This is a genomic window from Streptomyces shaanxiensis, from assembly GCF_039537145.1.
Taxonomy (GTDB): Bacteria; Actinomycetota; Actinomycetes; order Streptomycetales; family Streptomycetaceae; genus Streptomyces; species Streptomyces shaanxiensis.
On the sequence record NZ_BAAAZY010000012.1, the window covers coordinates 205501 to 221845 of the forward strand.

The following is a 16345-nucleotide window of genomic DNA, read 5'->3' on the forward strand; positions in this document are numbered from 1 at the left end:
TTTGCGCTGCCTGTTAGCTGTCCCCTGCCCGTCACCAGGGGCATGCCCTCGCTTGAGCACCGATGACCGGACCGTCCTTGACCTGGCCATTCTTTGGTCGGAGATGGAAACGCCTGTCTCTGTGCCCCTGTGAGGGGCCGGTACGCGCGTAGTGAGTCCGAGCCCTCGGAAGGACCCCCTCTTGGCCGCCTCGCGCACTGCCTCGACCGCGAATACGAACAACGGCGCCAGCACCGCCCCGCTGCGCATCTCCTTTGCAAAGATCAAGGAGCCCCTCGAGGTTCCCAACCTGCTCGCGCTGCAGACCGAGAGCTTTGACTGGCTGCTCGGGAACACCGCCTGGCAGAGTCGGGTCGAGGCGGCTCTGGAGTCCGGTCAGGACGTCCCCACCAAGTCCGGTCTGGAGGAGATCTTCGAGGAGATCTCCCCGATCGAGGACTTCTCCGGGTCGATGTCGCTGACGTTCCGCGACCACCGCTTCGAGCCGCCGAAGAACAGCATCGACGAGTGCAAGGAGCGCGACTTCACGTACGCCGCTCCGCTCTTCGTGACGGCTGAGTTCACCAACAACGAGACCGGTGAGATCAAGTCCCAGACGGTCTTCATGGGCGACTTCCCGCTCATGACGAACAAGGGCACGTTCGTCATCAACGGCACCGAGCGTGTCGTGGTGTCGCAGCTGGTCCGTTCGCCCGGTGTCTACTTCGACAGCTCCATCGACAAGACGTCCGACAAGGACATCTTCTCGGCCAAGATCATCCCGTCCCGGGGTGCCTGGCTGGAGATGGAGATCGACAAGCGCGACATGGTCGGTGTGCGCATCGACCGCAAGCGCAAGCAGTCCGTGACCGTTCTGCTCAAGGCTCTCGGTTGGACGACCGAGCAGATCCTGGAGGAGTTCGGCGAGTACGAGTCCATGCGCGCCACCCTGGAGAAGGACCACACCCAGGGCCAGGACGACGCGCTGCTCGACATCTACCGCAAGCTGCGTCCGGGCGAGCCCCCCACGCGTGAGGCCGCGCAGACGCTTCTGGAGAACCTGTACTTCAACCCGAAGCGCTACGACCTCGCCAAGGTCGGCCGCTACAAGGTCAACAAGAAGCTGGGTGCGGACGCTCCGCTCGACGCGGGCATCCTGACCGTCGAGGACGTCATCTCGACGATCAAGTACCTGGTGAAGCTGCACGCCGGCGAGACCGAGACGGCCGCGGACAACGGCCAGACGATCGTCGTCGAGACCGACGACATCGACCACTTCGGCAACCGTCGTCTGCGCAGCGTCGGCGAGCTCATCCAGAACCAGGTCCGTACGGGTCTGGCTCGTATGGAGCGCGTCGTCCGTGAGCGCATGACGACTCAGGACGTCGAGGCGATCACGCCGCAGACCCTGATCAACATCCGGCCGGTCGTCGCCTCCATCAAGGAGTTCTTCGGCACCAGCCAGCTGTCGCAGTTCATGGACCAGAACAACCCGCTGTCGGGTCTCACCCACAAGCGCCGTCTGTCGGCTCTTGGCCCGGGTGGTCTGTCCCGTGAGCGGGCCGGCTTCGAGGTCCGTGACGTGCACCCGTCGCACTACGGCCGTATGTGTCCGATCGAGACGCCCGAAGGCCCGAACATCGGTCTGATCGGCTCGCTGGCCTCCTACGGCCGGGTCAACGCGTTCGGCTTCGTCGAGACGCCGTACCGCAAGGTCGTCGACGGCCAGGTCACCGACGAGGTGGACTACCTGACCGCCGACGAGGAGGACCGCTTCGTCATCGCGCAGGCCAACGCCACGCTCAACGACGACATGCGGTTCGCCGAGGCCCGCGTCCTGGTCCGCCGCCGTGGCGGCGAGGTCGACTACGTCGGCGGCGAGGACGTCGACTACATGGACGTCTCGCCGCGCCAGATGGTGTCGGTCGCGACCGCCATGATCCCGTTCCTCGAGCACGACGACGCCAACCGTGCCCTCATGGGCGCGAACATGATGCGCCAGGCCGTTCCGCTCATCAAGGCGGAGGCCCCGCTCGTCGGCACCGGCATGGAGTACCGCTCCGCCGTCGACGCCGGCGACGTCGTCAAGGCCGAGAAGGCCGGTGTGGTCCAGGAGGTCTCCGCGGACTACATCACCACCGCCAACGACGACGGCACCTACATCACGTACCGCCTGGCCAAGTTCGCCCGCTCCAACCAGGGCACCTCGGTCAACCAGAAGGTCATCGTCCTCGAGGGCGACCGCATCATCGAGGGCCAGGTCCTCGCCGACGGTCCGGCCACCGAGAACGGTGAGATGGCGCTGGGCAAGAACCTGCTCGTGGCGTTCATGCCGTGGGAGGGTCACAACTACGAGGACGCGATCATCCTGTCGCAGCGCCTCGTGCAGGACGACGTCCTCTCCTCGATCCACATCGAGGAGCACGAGGTCGACGCCCGTGACACCAAGCTCGGCCCCGAGGAGATCACCCGGGACATCCCGAACGTCTCCGAGGAGGTCCTCGCCGACCTCGACGAGCGCGGCATCATCCGCATCGGTGCCGAGGTCATCGCCGGCGACATCCTCGTCGGCAAGGTGACCCCCAAGGGTGAGACCGAGCTGACCCCCGAGGAGCGCCTGCTGCGCGCGATCTTCGGTGAGAAGGCCCGTGAGGTCCGTGACACCTCGCTGAAGGTGCCGCACGGCGAGACCGGCAAGGTCATCGGCGTCCGCGTCTTCGACCGCGAGGAGGGCGACGAGCTTCCCCCCGGTGTGAACCAGCTGGTGCGCGTGTACGTCGCGCAGAAGCGCAAGATCACCGACGGTGACAAGCTCGCCGGCCGCCACGGCAACAAGGGTGTCATCTCGAAGATCCTGCCCATCGAGGACATGCCGTTCCTCGAGGACGGAACTCCGGTCGACATCATCCTGAACCCGCTGGGTGTGCCGTCCCGAATGAACCCGGGACAGGTGCTGGAGATCCACCTCGGCTGGCTCGCCAGCCGCGGCTGGGACGTCTCCGGCCTCGCGGAGGAGTGGGCGCAGCGCCTCCAGGCGATCGGCGCCGACCAGGTCGACCCGGGCACGAACGTCGCGACCCCCGTCTTCGACGGTGCGCGCGAGGACGAGCTCGCGGGTCTGCTGCAGCACACCATCCCGAACCGCGACGGCGAGCGCATGGTGCTCCCGACCGGTAAGGCGCGGCTGTTCGACGGCCGTAGCGGTGAGCCGTTCCCGGACCCGATCTCGGTCGGCTACATGTACATCCTGAAGCTGCACCACCTGGTCGACGACAAGCTGCACGCTCGCTCGACCGGTCCGTACAGCATGATCACCCAGCAGCCGCTGGGTGGTAAGGCCCAGTTCGGTGGCCAGCGCTTCGGTGAGATGGAGGTGTGGGCGCTGGAGGCATACGGCGCCGCGTACGCCCTCCAGGAGCTGCTGACCATCAAGTCCGACGACGTCACCGGCCGCGTGAAGGTCTACGAGGCCATCGTCAAGGGCGAGAACATCCCCGAGCCCGGCATCCCCGAGTCCTTCAAGGTGCTCATCAAGGAGATGCAGTCGCTCTGCCTGAACGTGGAGGTGCTGTCCAGCGACGGTATGTCCATCGAGATGCGTGACACCGACGAGGACGTCTTCCGCGCTGCGGAGGAGCTCGGCATCGACCTGTCCCGGCGCGAGCCGAGCAGCGTCGAAGAGGTCTGACGGGAGTCCGGCGGGGCCCTCACCCACAGGGCCCCGCCGACCCCCAGGCCCCCGTTTCAGACCCCAAGACTTACAACCCTGAGAGGGATTGACGCATAGTGCTCGACGTCAACTTCTTCGATGAGCTCCGGATCGGTCTGGCCACCGCTGACGACATCCGTCAGTGGAGCCACGGCGAGGTCAAGAAGCCCGAGACCATCAACTACCGCACCCTCAAGCCCGAAAAGGACGGACTCTTCTGCGAGAAGATCTTCGGTCCGACCCGGGACTGGGAGTGCTACTGCGGCAAGTACAAGCGTGTCCGCTTCAAGGGCATCATCTGTGAGCGCTGCGGCGTCGAGGTGACTCGCGCCAAGGTGCGCCGTGAGCGGATGGGCCACATCGAGCTGGCCGCGCCTGTCACGCACATCTGGTACTTCAAGGGTGTCCCCTCGCGCCTCGGCTACCTGCTGGACCTGGCGCCGAAGGACCTCGAGAAGGTCATCTACTTCGCGGCGTACATGATCACGTTCGTCGACGAGGAGCGCCGTACCCGCGACCTGCCCTCCCTGGAGGCGCACGTCTCGGTCGAGCGGCAGCAGATCGAGAACCGCCGGGACGCCGACCTGGAGGCCCGCGCCAAGAAGCTCGAGACCGACCTGGCCGAGCTGGAGGCCGAGGGCGCCAAGGCCGACGTGCGCCGCAAGGTGCGCGAGGGTGCCGAGCGCGAGATGAAGCAGCTGCGTGACCGTGCGCAGCGCGAGATCGACCGTCTCGACGAGGTGTGGACCCGGTTCAAGAACCTCAAGGTCCAGGACCTCGAGGGCGACGAGCTCCTCTACCGCGAGCTGCGGGACCGCTTCGGCACGTACTTCGACGGTTCGATGGGTGCCGCGGCGCTGCAGAAGCGCCTGGAGTCCTTCGACCTCGACGAGGAGGCCGAGAAGCTCCGCGAGATCATCCGTACCGGCAAGGGCCAGAAGAAGACCCGTGCGCTGAAGCGGCTGAAGGTCGTGTCTGCCTTCCTGCAGACCTCCAACAGCCCCAAGGGCATGGTCCTCGACTGCGTCCCGGTCATCCCGCCGGACCTTCGCCCGATGGTGCAGCTGGACGGTGGCCGCTTCGCGACCTCCGACCTGAACGACCTGTACCGCCGTGTGATCAACCGCAACAACCGTCTGAAGAGGCTCCTCGACCTCGGCGCCCCCGAGATCATCGTCAACAACGAGAAGCGCATGCTTCAGGAGGCTGTTGACGCCCTCTTCGACAACGGTCGTCGTGGTCGCCCGGTCACCGGTCCGGGTAACCGCCCGCTGAAGTCCCTCAGCGACATGCTGAAGGGTAAGCAGGGTCGATTCCGTCAGAACCTGCTCGGTAAGCGTGTGGACTACTCCGCGCGTTCCGTGATCGTCGTCGGTCCGCAGCTGAAGCTGCACCAGTGCGGTCTGCCCAAGGCGATGGCGCTGGAGCTCTTCAAGCCGTTCGTGATGAAGCGGCTCGTGGACCTCAACCACGCGCAGAACATCAAGAGCGCCAAGCGCATGGTGGAGCGCGGCCGTACGGTCGTGTACGACGTCCTCGAAGAGGTCATCGCCGAGCACCCGGTTCTGCTGAACCGTGCTCCCACCCTGCACCGCCTCGGCATCCAGGCCTTCGAGCCGCAGCTGGTCGAGGGCAAGGCCATCCAGATCCACCCGCTCGTCTGCACCGCGTTCAACGCGGACTTCGACGGTGACCAGATGGCCGTGCACCTGCCGCTGTCCGCGGAGGCGCAGGCCGAGGCCCGCATCCTGATGCTGTCCTCGAACAACATCCTCAAGCCCGCCGACGGCCGTCCGGTGACGATGCCGACCCAGGACATGGTCCTCGGTCTGTTCTTCCTCACCACGGACAGCGAGATGCGGGACGTGAAGGGCGTGGACCGCTCCTTCTCCTCCGTGGCCGAGGCGATCATGGCCTTCGACGCGGGCGAGCTCTCGCTCCAGTCGAAGATCGACATCCGCTTCCCGGTCGGCACCATCCCGCCGCGTGGCTGGACCCCGCCGGCGCAGGAGGAGGGCGAGCCGGAGTGGCAGCAGGGTGACAGCTTCCGTCTGAAGACCACGCTGGGTCGTGCGCTCTTCAACGAGCTGCTGCCCGAGGACTACCCGTTCGTCGACTACGAGGTCGGCAAGAAGCAGCTCTCCGAGATCGTCAACGACCTCGCCGAGCGCTACCCGAAGGTCATCGTGGCGGCGACGCTCGACAACCTGAAGGCGTCCGGCTTCTACTGGGCCACCCGTTCCGGCGTCACCGTCGCCATCTCCGACGTCGTCGTTCCCGAGGCGAAGAAGGAGATCGTCCGCGGTTACGAGGCGCAGGACGAGAAGGTCCAGAAGCAGTACGAGCGCGGTCTGATCACCAAGGACGAGCGTACGCAGGAGCTCATCGCGATCTGGACCAAGGCGACCAACGAGGTCGCCGAGGCCATGAACGAGAACTTCCCGAAGACCAACCCGATCTTCATGATGGTGAACTCGGGTGCACGAGGCAACATGATGCAGATGCGTCAGATTGCCGGTATGCGTGGTCTGGTGTCGAACGCGAAGAACGAGACCATCCCGCGTCCGATCAAGGCCTCGTTCCGTGAGGGCCTCTCCGTGCTGGAGTACTTCATCTCCACGCACGGTGCCCGTAAGGGTCTGGCGGACACCGCCCTGCGTACCGCCGACTCGGGTTACCTGACCCGTCGTCTGGTGGACGTGTCGCAGGACGTGATCATCCGCGAGGAGGACTGCGGCACCGAGCGCGGTCTGAAGCTGAAGATCGCCTACCGCGGTGCCGACGGCGTGCTGCGCAAGGCCGAAGACGTCGAGACCAGCGTCTACGCCCGCATGCTCGCCGAGGACGTCGTCATCGACGGCAAGGTGATCGCGCCGGCCAACGTGGACCTGGGCGACGTGCTCATCGACCAGCTGGTGCACCACGGTGTCGAGGAGGTCAAGACCCGCTCGATCCTGACCTGCGAGTCCCACGTCGGCACCTGCGCCATGTGCTACGGCCGCTCGCTGGCCACCGGCAAGCTGGTCGACATCGGTGAGGCGGTCGGCATCATCGCCGCCCAGTCCATCGGTGAGCCCGGTACCCAGCTGACGATGCGTACCTTCCACACCGGTGGTGTGGCCGGTGACGACATCACCCAGGGTCTGCCGCGTGTCGTCGAGCTCTTCGAGGCCCGTACCCCGAAGGGTGTCGCCCCGATCTCCGAGGCCACCGGCCGCGTGCGGATCGAGGAGACCGAGAAGACCAAGAAGATCGTCGTCACCCCGGACGACGGCAGCGACGAGACGGCGTACCCGATCTCGAAGCGTGCCCGACTCCTGGTCAGCGAGGGCGAGCACGTCGAGGTGGGCCAGAAGCTCACCGTGGGTGCCACCAACCCGCACGACGTGCTGCGCATCCTGGGCCAGCGTGCCGTCCAGGTCCACCTGGTCGGCGAGGTCCAGAAGGTCTACAACTCGCAGGGTGTGTCGATCCACGACAAGCACATCGAGATCATCATCCGGCAGATGCTCCGCCGCGTGACGATCATCGAGTCCGGCGACGCCGAGCTGCTGCCCGGCGAGCTGGTCGAGCGCTCGAAGTTCGAGACCGAGAACCGTCGTGTGGTCCAGGAGGGCGGCCACCCGGCCTCCGGTCGTCCGCAGCTCATGGGTATCACCAAGGCCTCGCTGGCCACGGAGTCCTGGCTGTCGGCGGCGTCCTTCCAGGAGACGACCAGGGTCCTCACGGACGCGGCGATCAACGCCAAGTCCGACTCCCTGATCGGCCTCAAGGAGAACGTCATCATCGGTAAGCTCATCCCGGCCGGTACGGGTCTGTCCCGCTACCGCAACATCCGGGTCGAGCCGACCGAGGAGGCCAAGGCCGCGATGTACTCGGCCGTCGGTTACGACGACATCGACTACTCGCCGTTCGGTACGGGGTCGGGTCAGGCTGTGCCGCTGGAGGACTACGACTACGGGCCGTACAACCAGTAGTCAGGTAACTCCGCTACGGAGCACATCTGTTGACGGGCGGCCACCCTTCGGGGGTGGTCGCCCGTCGGCGTGTTCGCTCACTTTGCTCAGCCCCTGGAGCGGGCGAACGGACAAGCGGGACAGAAGAGTTGGGGGAGTCGCAGGGGGAGACGGCTCGGCTGCGAGTACGCCGGTTCTGGGCTTCTCCATCGCCCTGCCCTTGCCTGCGGGAACTCCGGCAGGCACGAAGCGCCTTGGGACAGCCGCCTTCGGGGCGGCGGTGCCGCTGTCGGTGTGGGCGGCCGGTGCGTCCACAGCTGCCATGGGGGCTGACCTGCTGTCGAATGACCGTACGGCTGTGTTCATGTCGGCCTTGCTCAGGTCAGCGTTCGGTGGGGGAGTGCTGGCACGGGCTGCCACGGTGGGCATCAGGACGGCCAGCCGCTCGGCGACATTCGGCCGCCGTGGCCGATGTGCTCCGATGCGCTCGCATCGGGCACCCGATCTTCCGGGTGGGGGCTCTTGAGCGTCCCGAGGGGCGACTCCGGCCCCCGCTCGGGCCGTACTCGGGGCTCATACGGGGTCCATTCGGGGCCGACTCGGGGTTATTTCCGGGTGAGACCCCGATGCCACAAATGCCGGTTCGGCGGATGATGGAGGACATGGAGGGACTCCGACCAGTACGGGGGAGGTGCTCCATGACGCATTCGTCGTGGCAGCCCGGGCAGCCGTGGCAGGGAAAGGGCACCCCGCAACCGTGGCAGGGGAGCGCCGCCCCGCAGCCATGGCCGGGCGGTGGTGGTCCGGCCCCGGTGCCCTGGGGCGGTCAGGGCAGTTCGCACATGCTTGCCTCGCATGCCGATCGTGAGCGGGCCGTGGATGTGCTGCGGGCGGGGTTCGGGGAGGGGCGGCTGGAGCAGCCCGAGTTCGAGAGGCGGGTCGCTCGGGCGTACGCGGCCCGTACGGTGGGCGAGCTGGCCCTGCTCGTCGCCGACCTGCCGCTCGGTCCCGTGCCGCAGCCGGCGCCTCTCACGCCCGTGCCGCGGACCTTCCTGCCGGTGTCGCGGCCGCAGACCAACGCGAAAGCGGTCGGCTCCGCCGTCTGCGGCGTGCTGTGTCTCGTGAGCTTCGGGCTGACCGGCATCCCGGCCGTGGTCCTGGGGCACGCGGCGCGTTCCGAGATACGCAGCACCGGGGAGGGCGGTGACGCGCTCGCGCTCACCGGGCTCGTGCTCGGCTGGCTGTCCACCGCGGGCTGGGCGGTGTTGCTGACGCTGATGATCGTGGCCACCGCGGTGTCCGCGTAGCCTCGTGGGGCGGGCGGTTCGAGGGGTGACTGGAAGGGTGCGCGGATCGGGGTCTGACGTGGCCGGATCGGTGATTCGAAGATCAAACACGTTGTGTGGTCTTGACATCGGCCGTATGCCGATGCGGGCGGGGTCCATTTGTTTTGACCGCAGCGAATGAGGTAGGTACGCTCAGACCTTGTGCCTGGGGTGTGCCCTGGCTCTCGTGCGTGCCTTCGACCGCACAGCGAGCTGTGAGCGGCCACCGTAATCTGTGCTCTTTTCGCCTCGCGGCGGGAGTCCGCCGGATTCGACACACCCGACCGCGTGGGTCGGCGACGTTCCAGGTTAGCTTCACCATTCGGCACACAGAAACCGGAGAAGTAGTGCCTACGATCCAGCAGCTGGTCCGTAAGGGCCGGCAGGACAAGGTCGAGAAGAACAAGACGCCCGCACTCGAGGGTTCCCCTCAGCGTCGTGGCGTCTGCACGCGTGTGTTCACGACCACCCCGAAGAAGCCGAACTCGGCCCTGCGTAAGGTCGCGCGTGTGCGTCTGACCAGCGGGATCGAGGTCACCGCTTACATTCCGGGTGAGGGACACAACCTGCAGGAGCACTCCATCGTGCTCGTGCGCGGCGGCCGTGTGAAGGACCTGCCGGGTGTTCGCTACAAGATCATCCGTGGTTCGCTTGACACCCAGGGTGTCAAGAACCGCAAGCAGGCCCGCAGCCGCTACGGCGCCAAGAAGGAGAAGTAAGAATGCCTCGTAAGGGCCCCGCCCCGAAGCGCCCGGTCATCATCGACCCGGTCTACGGTTCTCCTCTTGTCACGTCGCTCATCAACAAGGTGCTGCTGAACGGCAAGCGCTCCACCGCCGAGCGCATCGTCTACGGCGCCATGGAGGGCCTGCGCGAGAAGACCGGCAACGACCCGGTCATCACGCTGAAGCGCGCTCTCGAGAACATCAAGCCGACCCTCGAGGTCAAGTCCCGCCGTGTCGGTGGCGCCACCTACCAGGTCCCGGTCGAGGTCAAGCCCGGCCGTGCCAACACCCTGGCGCTGCGCTGGCTCGTGGGTTACTCCCGCGCTCGTCGCGAGAAGACCATGACCGAGCGTCTGCTCAACGAGCTCCTCGACGCCAGCAACGGCCTCGGTGCCGCTGTGAAGAAGCGCGAGGACACGCACAAGATGGCCGAGTCCAACAAGGCCTTCGCGCACTACCGCTGGTAGTCGCAGACCCCATCGAGACCGAGAGAAGACTGAAGCCTTATGGCTACCACTTCGCTTGACCTGGCCAGGGTCCGCAACATCGGGATCATGGCCCACATCGACGCGGGCAAGACGACCACCACCGAGCGGATCCTGTTCTACACCGGCGTTTCGTACAAGATCGGTGAAGTCCACGACGGCGCTGCCACCATGGACTGGATGGAGCAGGAGCAGGAGCGTGGCATCACGATCACCTCTGCTGCCACCACCTGTCACTGGCCGCTCGAGGACAACGACTACACCATCAACATCATCGACACCCCCGGGCACGTCGACTTCACCGTCGAGGTGGAGCGCTCCCTGCGCGTGCTCGACGGTGCCGTGACGGTGTTCGACGGTGTCGCCGGTGTCGAGCCGCAGTCCGAGACGGTGTGGCGTCAGGCCGACCGTTACGGCGTGCCGCGCATCTGCTTCGTCAACAAGCTGGACCGTACCGGCGCCGAGTTCCACCGCTGCGTGGACATGATCTCGGACCGTCTGGGCGCCCAGCCGCTCGTCATGCAGCTTCCGATCGGCGCCGAGGCCGACTTCAAGGGCGTCGTGGACCTGGTCCGCATGAAGGCGCTCGTGTGGTCCGCCGAGGCCGCCAAGGGCGAGATGTACGACGTCGTCGACATCCCGGCCACGCACACCGAGGCTGCCGAGGAGTGGCGCGGCAAGCTGCTCGAGGCCGTCGCGGAGAACGACGAAGAGATCATGGAGCTGTACCTGGAGGGCGAGGAGCCCTCCGAGGAGCAGCTGTACGCCGCGATCCGTCGCATCACCATCGCGTCCGGCAAGTCCAGCGACACCACGGTCACCCCGGTGTTCTGTGGCACCGCGTTCAAGAACAAGGGCGTCCAGCCCCTGCTCGACGCGGTCGTGCGCTACCTCCCCACCCCGCTTGACGTCGAGGCCATCGAGGGCCACGCCGTCAACGACCCGGAGGAGGTCGTCAAGCGCAAGCCGTCCGACGACGAGCCGCTGTCCGCGCTGGCGTTCAAGATCATGAGCGACCCGCACCTCGGCAAGCTCACCTTCGTCCGGGTCTACTCGGGCCGCCTGGAGTCCGGCACCGCCGTGCTGAACTCCGTCAAGGGCAAGAAGGAGCGCATCGGCAAGATCTACCGCATGCACGCGAACAAGCGTGAGGAGATCGACTCGGTGGGCGCCGGCGACATCGTCGCCGTCATGGGCCTGAAGCAGACCACCACGGGTGAGACGCTCGCCGACGACAAGCAGCCGGTGATCCTGGAGTCCATGGACTTCCCGGCGCCGGTCATCCAGGTCGCCATCGAGCCCAAGTCCAAGGGTGACCAGGAGAAGCTGGGTGTCGCCATCCAGCGTCTCGCGGAGGAGGACCCCTCCTTCCAGGTCCACTCGGACGAGGAGACCGGCCAGACCATCATCGGTGGTATGGGCGAGCTGCACCTCGAGGTGCTGGTCGACCGTATGCGCCGTGAGTTCAAGGTCGAGGCCAACGTCGGCAAGCCGCAGGTCGCCTACCGCGAGACGATCCGCAAGGCCGTCGAGCGCGTCGACTACACGCACAAGAAGCAGACTGGTGGTACCGGCCAGTTCGCCAAGGTGCAGATCGCGATCGAGCCGATCGAGGGCGGCGACGCCTCGTACGAGTTCGTGAACAAGGTGACCGGTGGGCGTATCCCGAAGGAGTACATCCCTTCGGTCGACGCCGGTGCGCAGGAGGCCATGCAGTTCGGCATCCTCGCCGGGTACGAGATGACGGGCGTCCGCGTCACGCTTCTCGACGGTGCCTACCACGAGGTCGACTCCTCCGAGCTCGCGTTCAAGATCGCCGGCTCGCAGGCCTTCAAGGAGGCCGCGCGCAAGGCCAGCCCCGTGCTGCTCGAGCCGATGATGGCCGTCGAGGTCACCACGCCCGAGGACTACATGGGTGAGGTCATCGGCGACATCAACTCCCGCCGTGGCCAGATCCAGGCCATGGAGGAGCGGGCCGGTGCCCGCGTCGTGAAGGGCCTCGTGCCCCTCTCGGAGATGTTCGGTTACGTCGGCGACCTGCGCAGCAAGACGTCCGGCCGGGCCAGCTACTCCATGCAGTTCGACTCCTACGCCGAGGTTCCGCGGAACGTCGCCGAGGAGATCATCGCGAAGGCCAAGGGCGAGTAACACACCGCGTTCAACGCGCTGCGTTCACACGCTTTAGGCTTGACTCCGGAGCCTGCAGGGGCATTCACCCGCATTCGTGGGGGAATGCCCTCGGGCCCGGGCTTTCCAGCAAAGATCACCTGGCGCCGATGAAGCAAGGCGTTCAGAACCACTCCACAGGAGGACCCCGTGGCGAAGGCGAAGTTCGAGCGGACTAAGCCCCACGTCAACATCGGCACCATCGGTCACATCGACCACGGTAAGACGACCCTCACGGCCGCCATTACCAAGGTGCTGCACGACGCGTACCCGGACCTGAACGAGGCCTCGGCCTTCGACCAGATCGACAAGGCTCCTGAGGAGCGCCAGCGCGGTATCACCATCTCCATCGCGCACGTCGAGTACCAGACCGAGACGCGTCACTACGCCCACGTCGACTGCCCCGGTCACGCGGACTACATCAAGAACATGATCACGGGTGCGGCGCAGATGGACGGCGCCATCCTCGTTGTCGCCGCCACCGACGGCCCGATGCCGCAGACCAAGGAGCACGTGCTCCTGGCCCGCCAGGTCGGCGTTCCGTACATCGTCGTCGCCCTGAACAAGGCCGACATGGTGGACGACGAGGAGATCCTGGAGCTCGTCGAGCTCGAGGTCCGTGAGCTGCTCTCCGAGTACGAGTTCCCGGGCGACGACCTGCCGGTCGTCAAGGTCTCGGCGCTCAAGGCCCTTGAGGGCGACAAGGAGTGGGGCAACACCGTCCTCGAGCTCATGAAGGCCGTGGACGAGAACATCCCGCAGCCCGAGCGTGACGTCGACAAGCCGTTCCTGATGCCGATCGAGGACGTCTTCACGATCACCGGTCGCGGTACGGTCGTCACCGGCCGTATCGAGCGTGGTGTCCTCAAGGTCAACGAGACCGTCGACATCGTGGGCATCAAGCAGGAGAAGACCACCACCACGGTCACCGGCATCGAGATGTTCCGCAAGCTACTCGACGAGGGCCAGGCCGGTGAGAACGTCGGTCTGCTCCTCCGTGGCATCAAGCGCGAGGACGTCGAGCGCGGCCAGGTCATCATCAAGCCGGGCTCGGTCACCCCGCACACCGAGTTCGAGGCGCAGGCCTACATCCTGTCCAAGGACGAGGGTGGCCGCCACACGCCGTTCTTCAACAACTACCGTCCGCAGTTCTACTTCCGTACGACGGACGTGACCGGCGTCGTGACCCTCCCCGAGGGCACCGAGATGGTCATGCCGGGTGACAACACCGAGATGAAGGTGGAGCTCATCCAGCCCGTCGCCATGGAAGAGGGCCTGAAGTTCGCCATCCGTGAGGGTGGCCGGACGGTCGGCGCCGGCCAGGTCACCAAGATCAACAAGTAAGCTTGTTGATTTGACCTGGTAGCTCCAGCGCGAGCTCCTGAAGGGGCCCGTACGACTTCGGTCGTACGGGCCCTTTCGCACGTGGGGCCCGGGAAACCCCGGGCCCCACGTGCTGCTGGTCAGGTCGGTCCTGCACTACCGGCCTGAGTCGGTGTCAGCTGTTGGCGGTGGCGCCGTTGTCGCCGTTGTAGGGGGAGTCGATGACGCAGAAGTCGACGTGGCTGAGGCCGTAGTAGTCGCCGCTCATCGGGTTGATCGGAGCGTGGAGGGCCTCGTCCGAGCCGATGCCATCGGGCCGGTAGTCGTAGAAGTTGGCGTTCGGCCCGCCCTTGACGATGACGCCGATGGTGGCGAACTCGCCGTTGATTCTGAAGTTGAAGGTCGGCCCGTCTGCTGTGTTCACGAGCTCGATGGTGACCGACCCATTGATCGGGGACGGGAAGTTGTGTGTCCCCGCAGTCACCGGCTCGACCTTGAACGGCTCGAAGGCGCAGTTGAAGTCGCCGAAGCCCAGTTCCTCCAGATCCGCGAAGGTCGGGTTGCCGCCGGGCACCTGCTCGGCGGTGATTTCGATCGGCTGCACACCCGACGCGCTGGGAGCGCCTGCCTGGGCCGACGCGGGGCTGCCGGCGACGCCGACGGCCAGTGCTGCGGCCAGTCCGGCACCGCCGAACCGCATGCCCCATCTCGACGTTCTCGACTGCGTAGCTACTCGCATAACGAGCAGTCCTCCTTGCTTTCTGGGTACCAGGCCTCCGGTACCGGATCTCGCCCGCGCGGACTCTCGCGCCTTTTCGTTCGGCGATTCGAGTCCTGGCTTCCATCCGCCGTCGGGCAGTCTGATCTTTTGCATAATCAGACTGCAGTCAGTCGCCAGGGAGCCTTCTGCCTAGGCCATCCGAGTCCCAGAGCACCGGAAAGGCGGAGTGTTGACGCGGCGTCACGGAATCCGGCTGGATCGTCGCGCCTCGTGCCCGGTCTCCGGTCCGTGAGTACTCCGCTCAGCTGGTCAGCCGCATCTGGGTACAAAGCGTGTAAGTAGGACATACCTAAAAAGAGTTGATATAGGCTCACCTGTGGCGCGTGAGCTGCTCCCATCTCTCCGATGCGGCCGCGCCTACGTTGTTGTCGGGTGCCGGGGCCACAGGGAGAACCATGCGGCAGTTCACCAGCGCGGTGTCGGGACGGGCGGTCCCTCTCGCACCGCACCGGACGACTTCGCGCAGAGGGCAGAGGGACGGGTGGTACGTACCGGTCGCGGTCTTCGCCGACTCGGCCGCAGTGGCAGTGCCGACGCTGGCGGTGTTGTCCGCGATCGGGGAGGCCCATGCCGCGCACCGGGCCGCGGTGATCACTGTTGTCTGGGTCCTCGTGCGCCTCGCCGCCAGGCGCTACGCCCCCTGGACCTGGGACGAAGGCGCCCCCGTCGGGTCGGTCCTGCGGGACTGGCTGGTGCTGCTCGGCGCCCTGACCGCGCTGCGTACCGTGTCGGGGTTCGGGAGCCCGCCCGCGGCGGAGTTTGTCGCGCTGTGCCCGTCGTTGCTCGTGACCGTGGTCTGCCGCAAGGCTGTCCACCGGCATCTGATGGCCGTACGACGACGTGCCCGGGCGCTCCGGCGGGTCCTGGTCGTCGGTGAGGCCGCGACGGTGGATGCCGTGGTCGGACAACTCGCCGAGCGCACCGAGCACGGGTACGTGGTGGTCGGGGTCTGTGTCGTGGGCGAGGGCGACGTCCCGTCCGGTGTGCCGGTGTTCACGCGGCTTCGGGCCGATGAGCCGACCGCTTTCGACGAGGATGCCGTGCCCGTGGCAGAAGCCGCCGAGGCGCTCGGGGCCGACCTGGTCTTCGCCGCCGCGGGCAGGTACATGTCCGGTCACCGGCTCCGGCGGCTGTCCTGGGCCCTGCACGACCGTGGCTGCCCGCTCATGGTTCTGCCGGGCATCGTCGAGGTGGTCCGGCGCAGGGTCCGGCTCACCTCGGCGGCCGGGCTCACTCTGCTGGACATCTCGCCGCCGACGCGGCGCGGCCTGCCGATGATCCTTAAGGGTGTGACGGACCAGGTGGGCGCGCTGGTCCTGCTCGTCGCGCTGGCCCCGGTGTTCGGACTCCTGGCGCTCGCGGTCCGCATGGGTTCGGCCGGGCCCGTGATCTTCCGTCAGACACGTGTCGGCCGGAATGGCGAGCAGTTTCCCATGTGGAAGTTCCGGACCATGGTCGTGGGTGCCGACCGGATGAAAGGGGATCTCGCGACCGCGAACGAACACGACGGCCATATGTTCAAGCTGCGTCGGGATCCACGCATTACGCCGATCGGCCGCTTTCTGCGTCGCTATTCCCTGGACGAGCTTCCCCAGTTGGTCAATGTTCTGCTCGGCCATATGTCGCTGGTGGGCCCCCGCCCGCCACTGCCCGAGGAAGTCGCCCGCTACGACCGGGTGGAGATGCGCCGGCTGAGCGTCAAACCCGGCCTCACGGGACTGTGGCAGGTGAGCGGACGGTCCGATCTCTCCTGGCACGAGACGGTCTCGCTGGATCTGCAGTACGTGGACAACTGGTCGTGGGGCTGGGACATGTCGGTCATGGCCCGCACGGTCCGTGCCGTACTGGACGGACGCGGAGCCTATTGACCCGTCGGCGACTCCATGCGGCCTAGTT

General features: G+C 66.4%; 9 protein-coding genes. 8 read left to right on the plus strand and 1 reads right to left on the minus strand.

Translation table 11 applies throughout. The annotated features are described in order from the left end of the window. Positions 1 to 181 precede the first annotated feature (181 nt). The 7 genes from rpoB (at position 182) to tuf (ending at position 13689) form a co-directional block, all read left to right on the plus strand. Positions 182 to 3667: a DNA-directed RNA polymerase subunit beta gene (gene rpoB, locus ABD932_RS24005; RefSeq protein WP_250091298.1), complete on the plus strand. Its 3486-nt coding sequence runs from the start codon at positions 182 to 184 to the stop codon at positions 3665 to 3667. Positions 3668 to 3765: 98 nt separating this feature from the next. Beyond that, positions 3766 to 7665, plus strand: a complete 3900-nt coding sequence (locus ABD932_RS24010; RefSeq protein WP_345015598.1) for a DNA-directed RNA polymerase subunit beta' — start codon at positions 3766 to 3768, stop codon at positions 7663 to 7665. A 677-nt stretch (positions 7666 to 8342) separates the two neighbouring features. After that, positions 8343 to 8951 carry a DUF1707 and DUF4190 domain-containing protein gene (locus tag ABD932_RS24015; RefSeq protein WP_345015599.1) on the plus strand — a complete coding sequence of 203 codons (609 nt, stop codon included), beginning with the start codon at positions 8343 to 8345 and terminating at the stop codon, positions 8949 to 8951. A 365-nt stretch (positions 8952 to 9316) separates the two neighbouring features. Beyond that, entirely contained in the window at positions 9317 to 9688 is a 372-nt protein-coding gene (gene rpsL / locus ABD932_RS24020) for a 30S ribosomal protein S12 (RefSeq protein WP_003948652.1), read from the plus strand. Between the two features lie 2 nt (positions 9689 to 9690). Next, positions 9691 to 10161, plus strand: a complete 471-nt coding sequence (gene rpsG, locus ABD932_RS24025; RefSeq protein ID WP_003998848.1) for a 30S ribosomal protein S7 — start codon at positions 9691 to 9693, stop codon at positions 10159 to 10161. Positions 10162 to 10200: 39 nt separating this feature from the next. Beyond that, positions 10201 to 12327 carry an elongation factor G gene (gene fusA, locus ABD932_RS24030; RefSeq protein WP_126394255.1) on the plus strand — a complete coding sequence of 709 codons (2127 nt, stop codon included), beginning with the start codon at positions 10201 to 10203 and terminating at the stop codon, positions 12325 to 12327. A 168-nt stretch (positions 12328 to 12495) separates the two neighbouring features. Next, positions 12496 to 13689, plus strand: a complete 1194-nt coding sequence (gene tuf, locus ABD932_RS24035) for an elongation factor Tu (RefSeq protein ID WP_030046358.1) — start codon at positions 12496 to 12498, stop codon at positions 13687 to 13689. Between the two features lie 154 nt (positions 13690 to 13843). Here tuf and ABD932_RS24040 read toward each other — a convergent pair whose 3' ends face one another. Further along, positions 13844 to 14407 (minus strand): hypothetical protein, encoded by a 564-nt coding sequence (locus tag ABD932_RS24040; protein WP_345015600.1) that lies wholly within the window; start codon positions 14405 to 14407, stop codon positions 13844 to 13846. A 437-nt stretch (positions 14408 to 14844) separates the two neighbouring features. On the opposite strand from ABD932_RS24040, the gene ABD932_RS24045 reads away from it, so the two are divergent. Next, entirely contained in the window at positions 14845 to 16317 is a 1473-nt protein-coding gene (locus ABD932_RS24045; RefSeq protein ID WP_345015601.1) for a sugar transferase, read from the plus strand. Positions 16318 to 16345 lie beyond the last annotated feature (28 nt).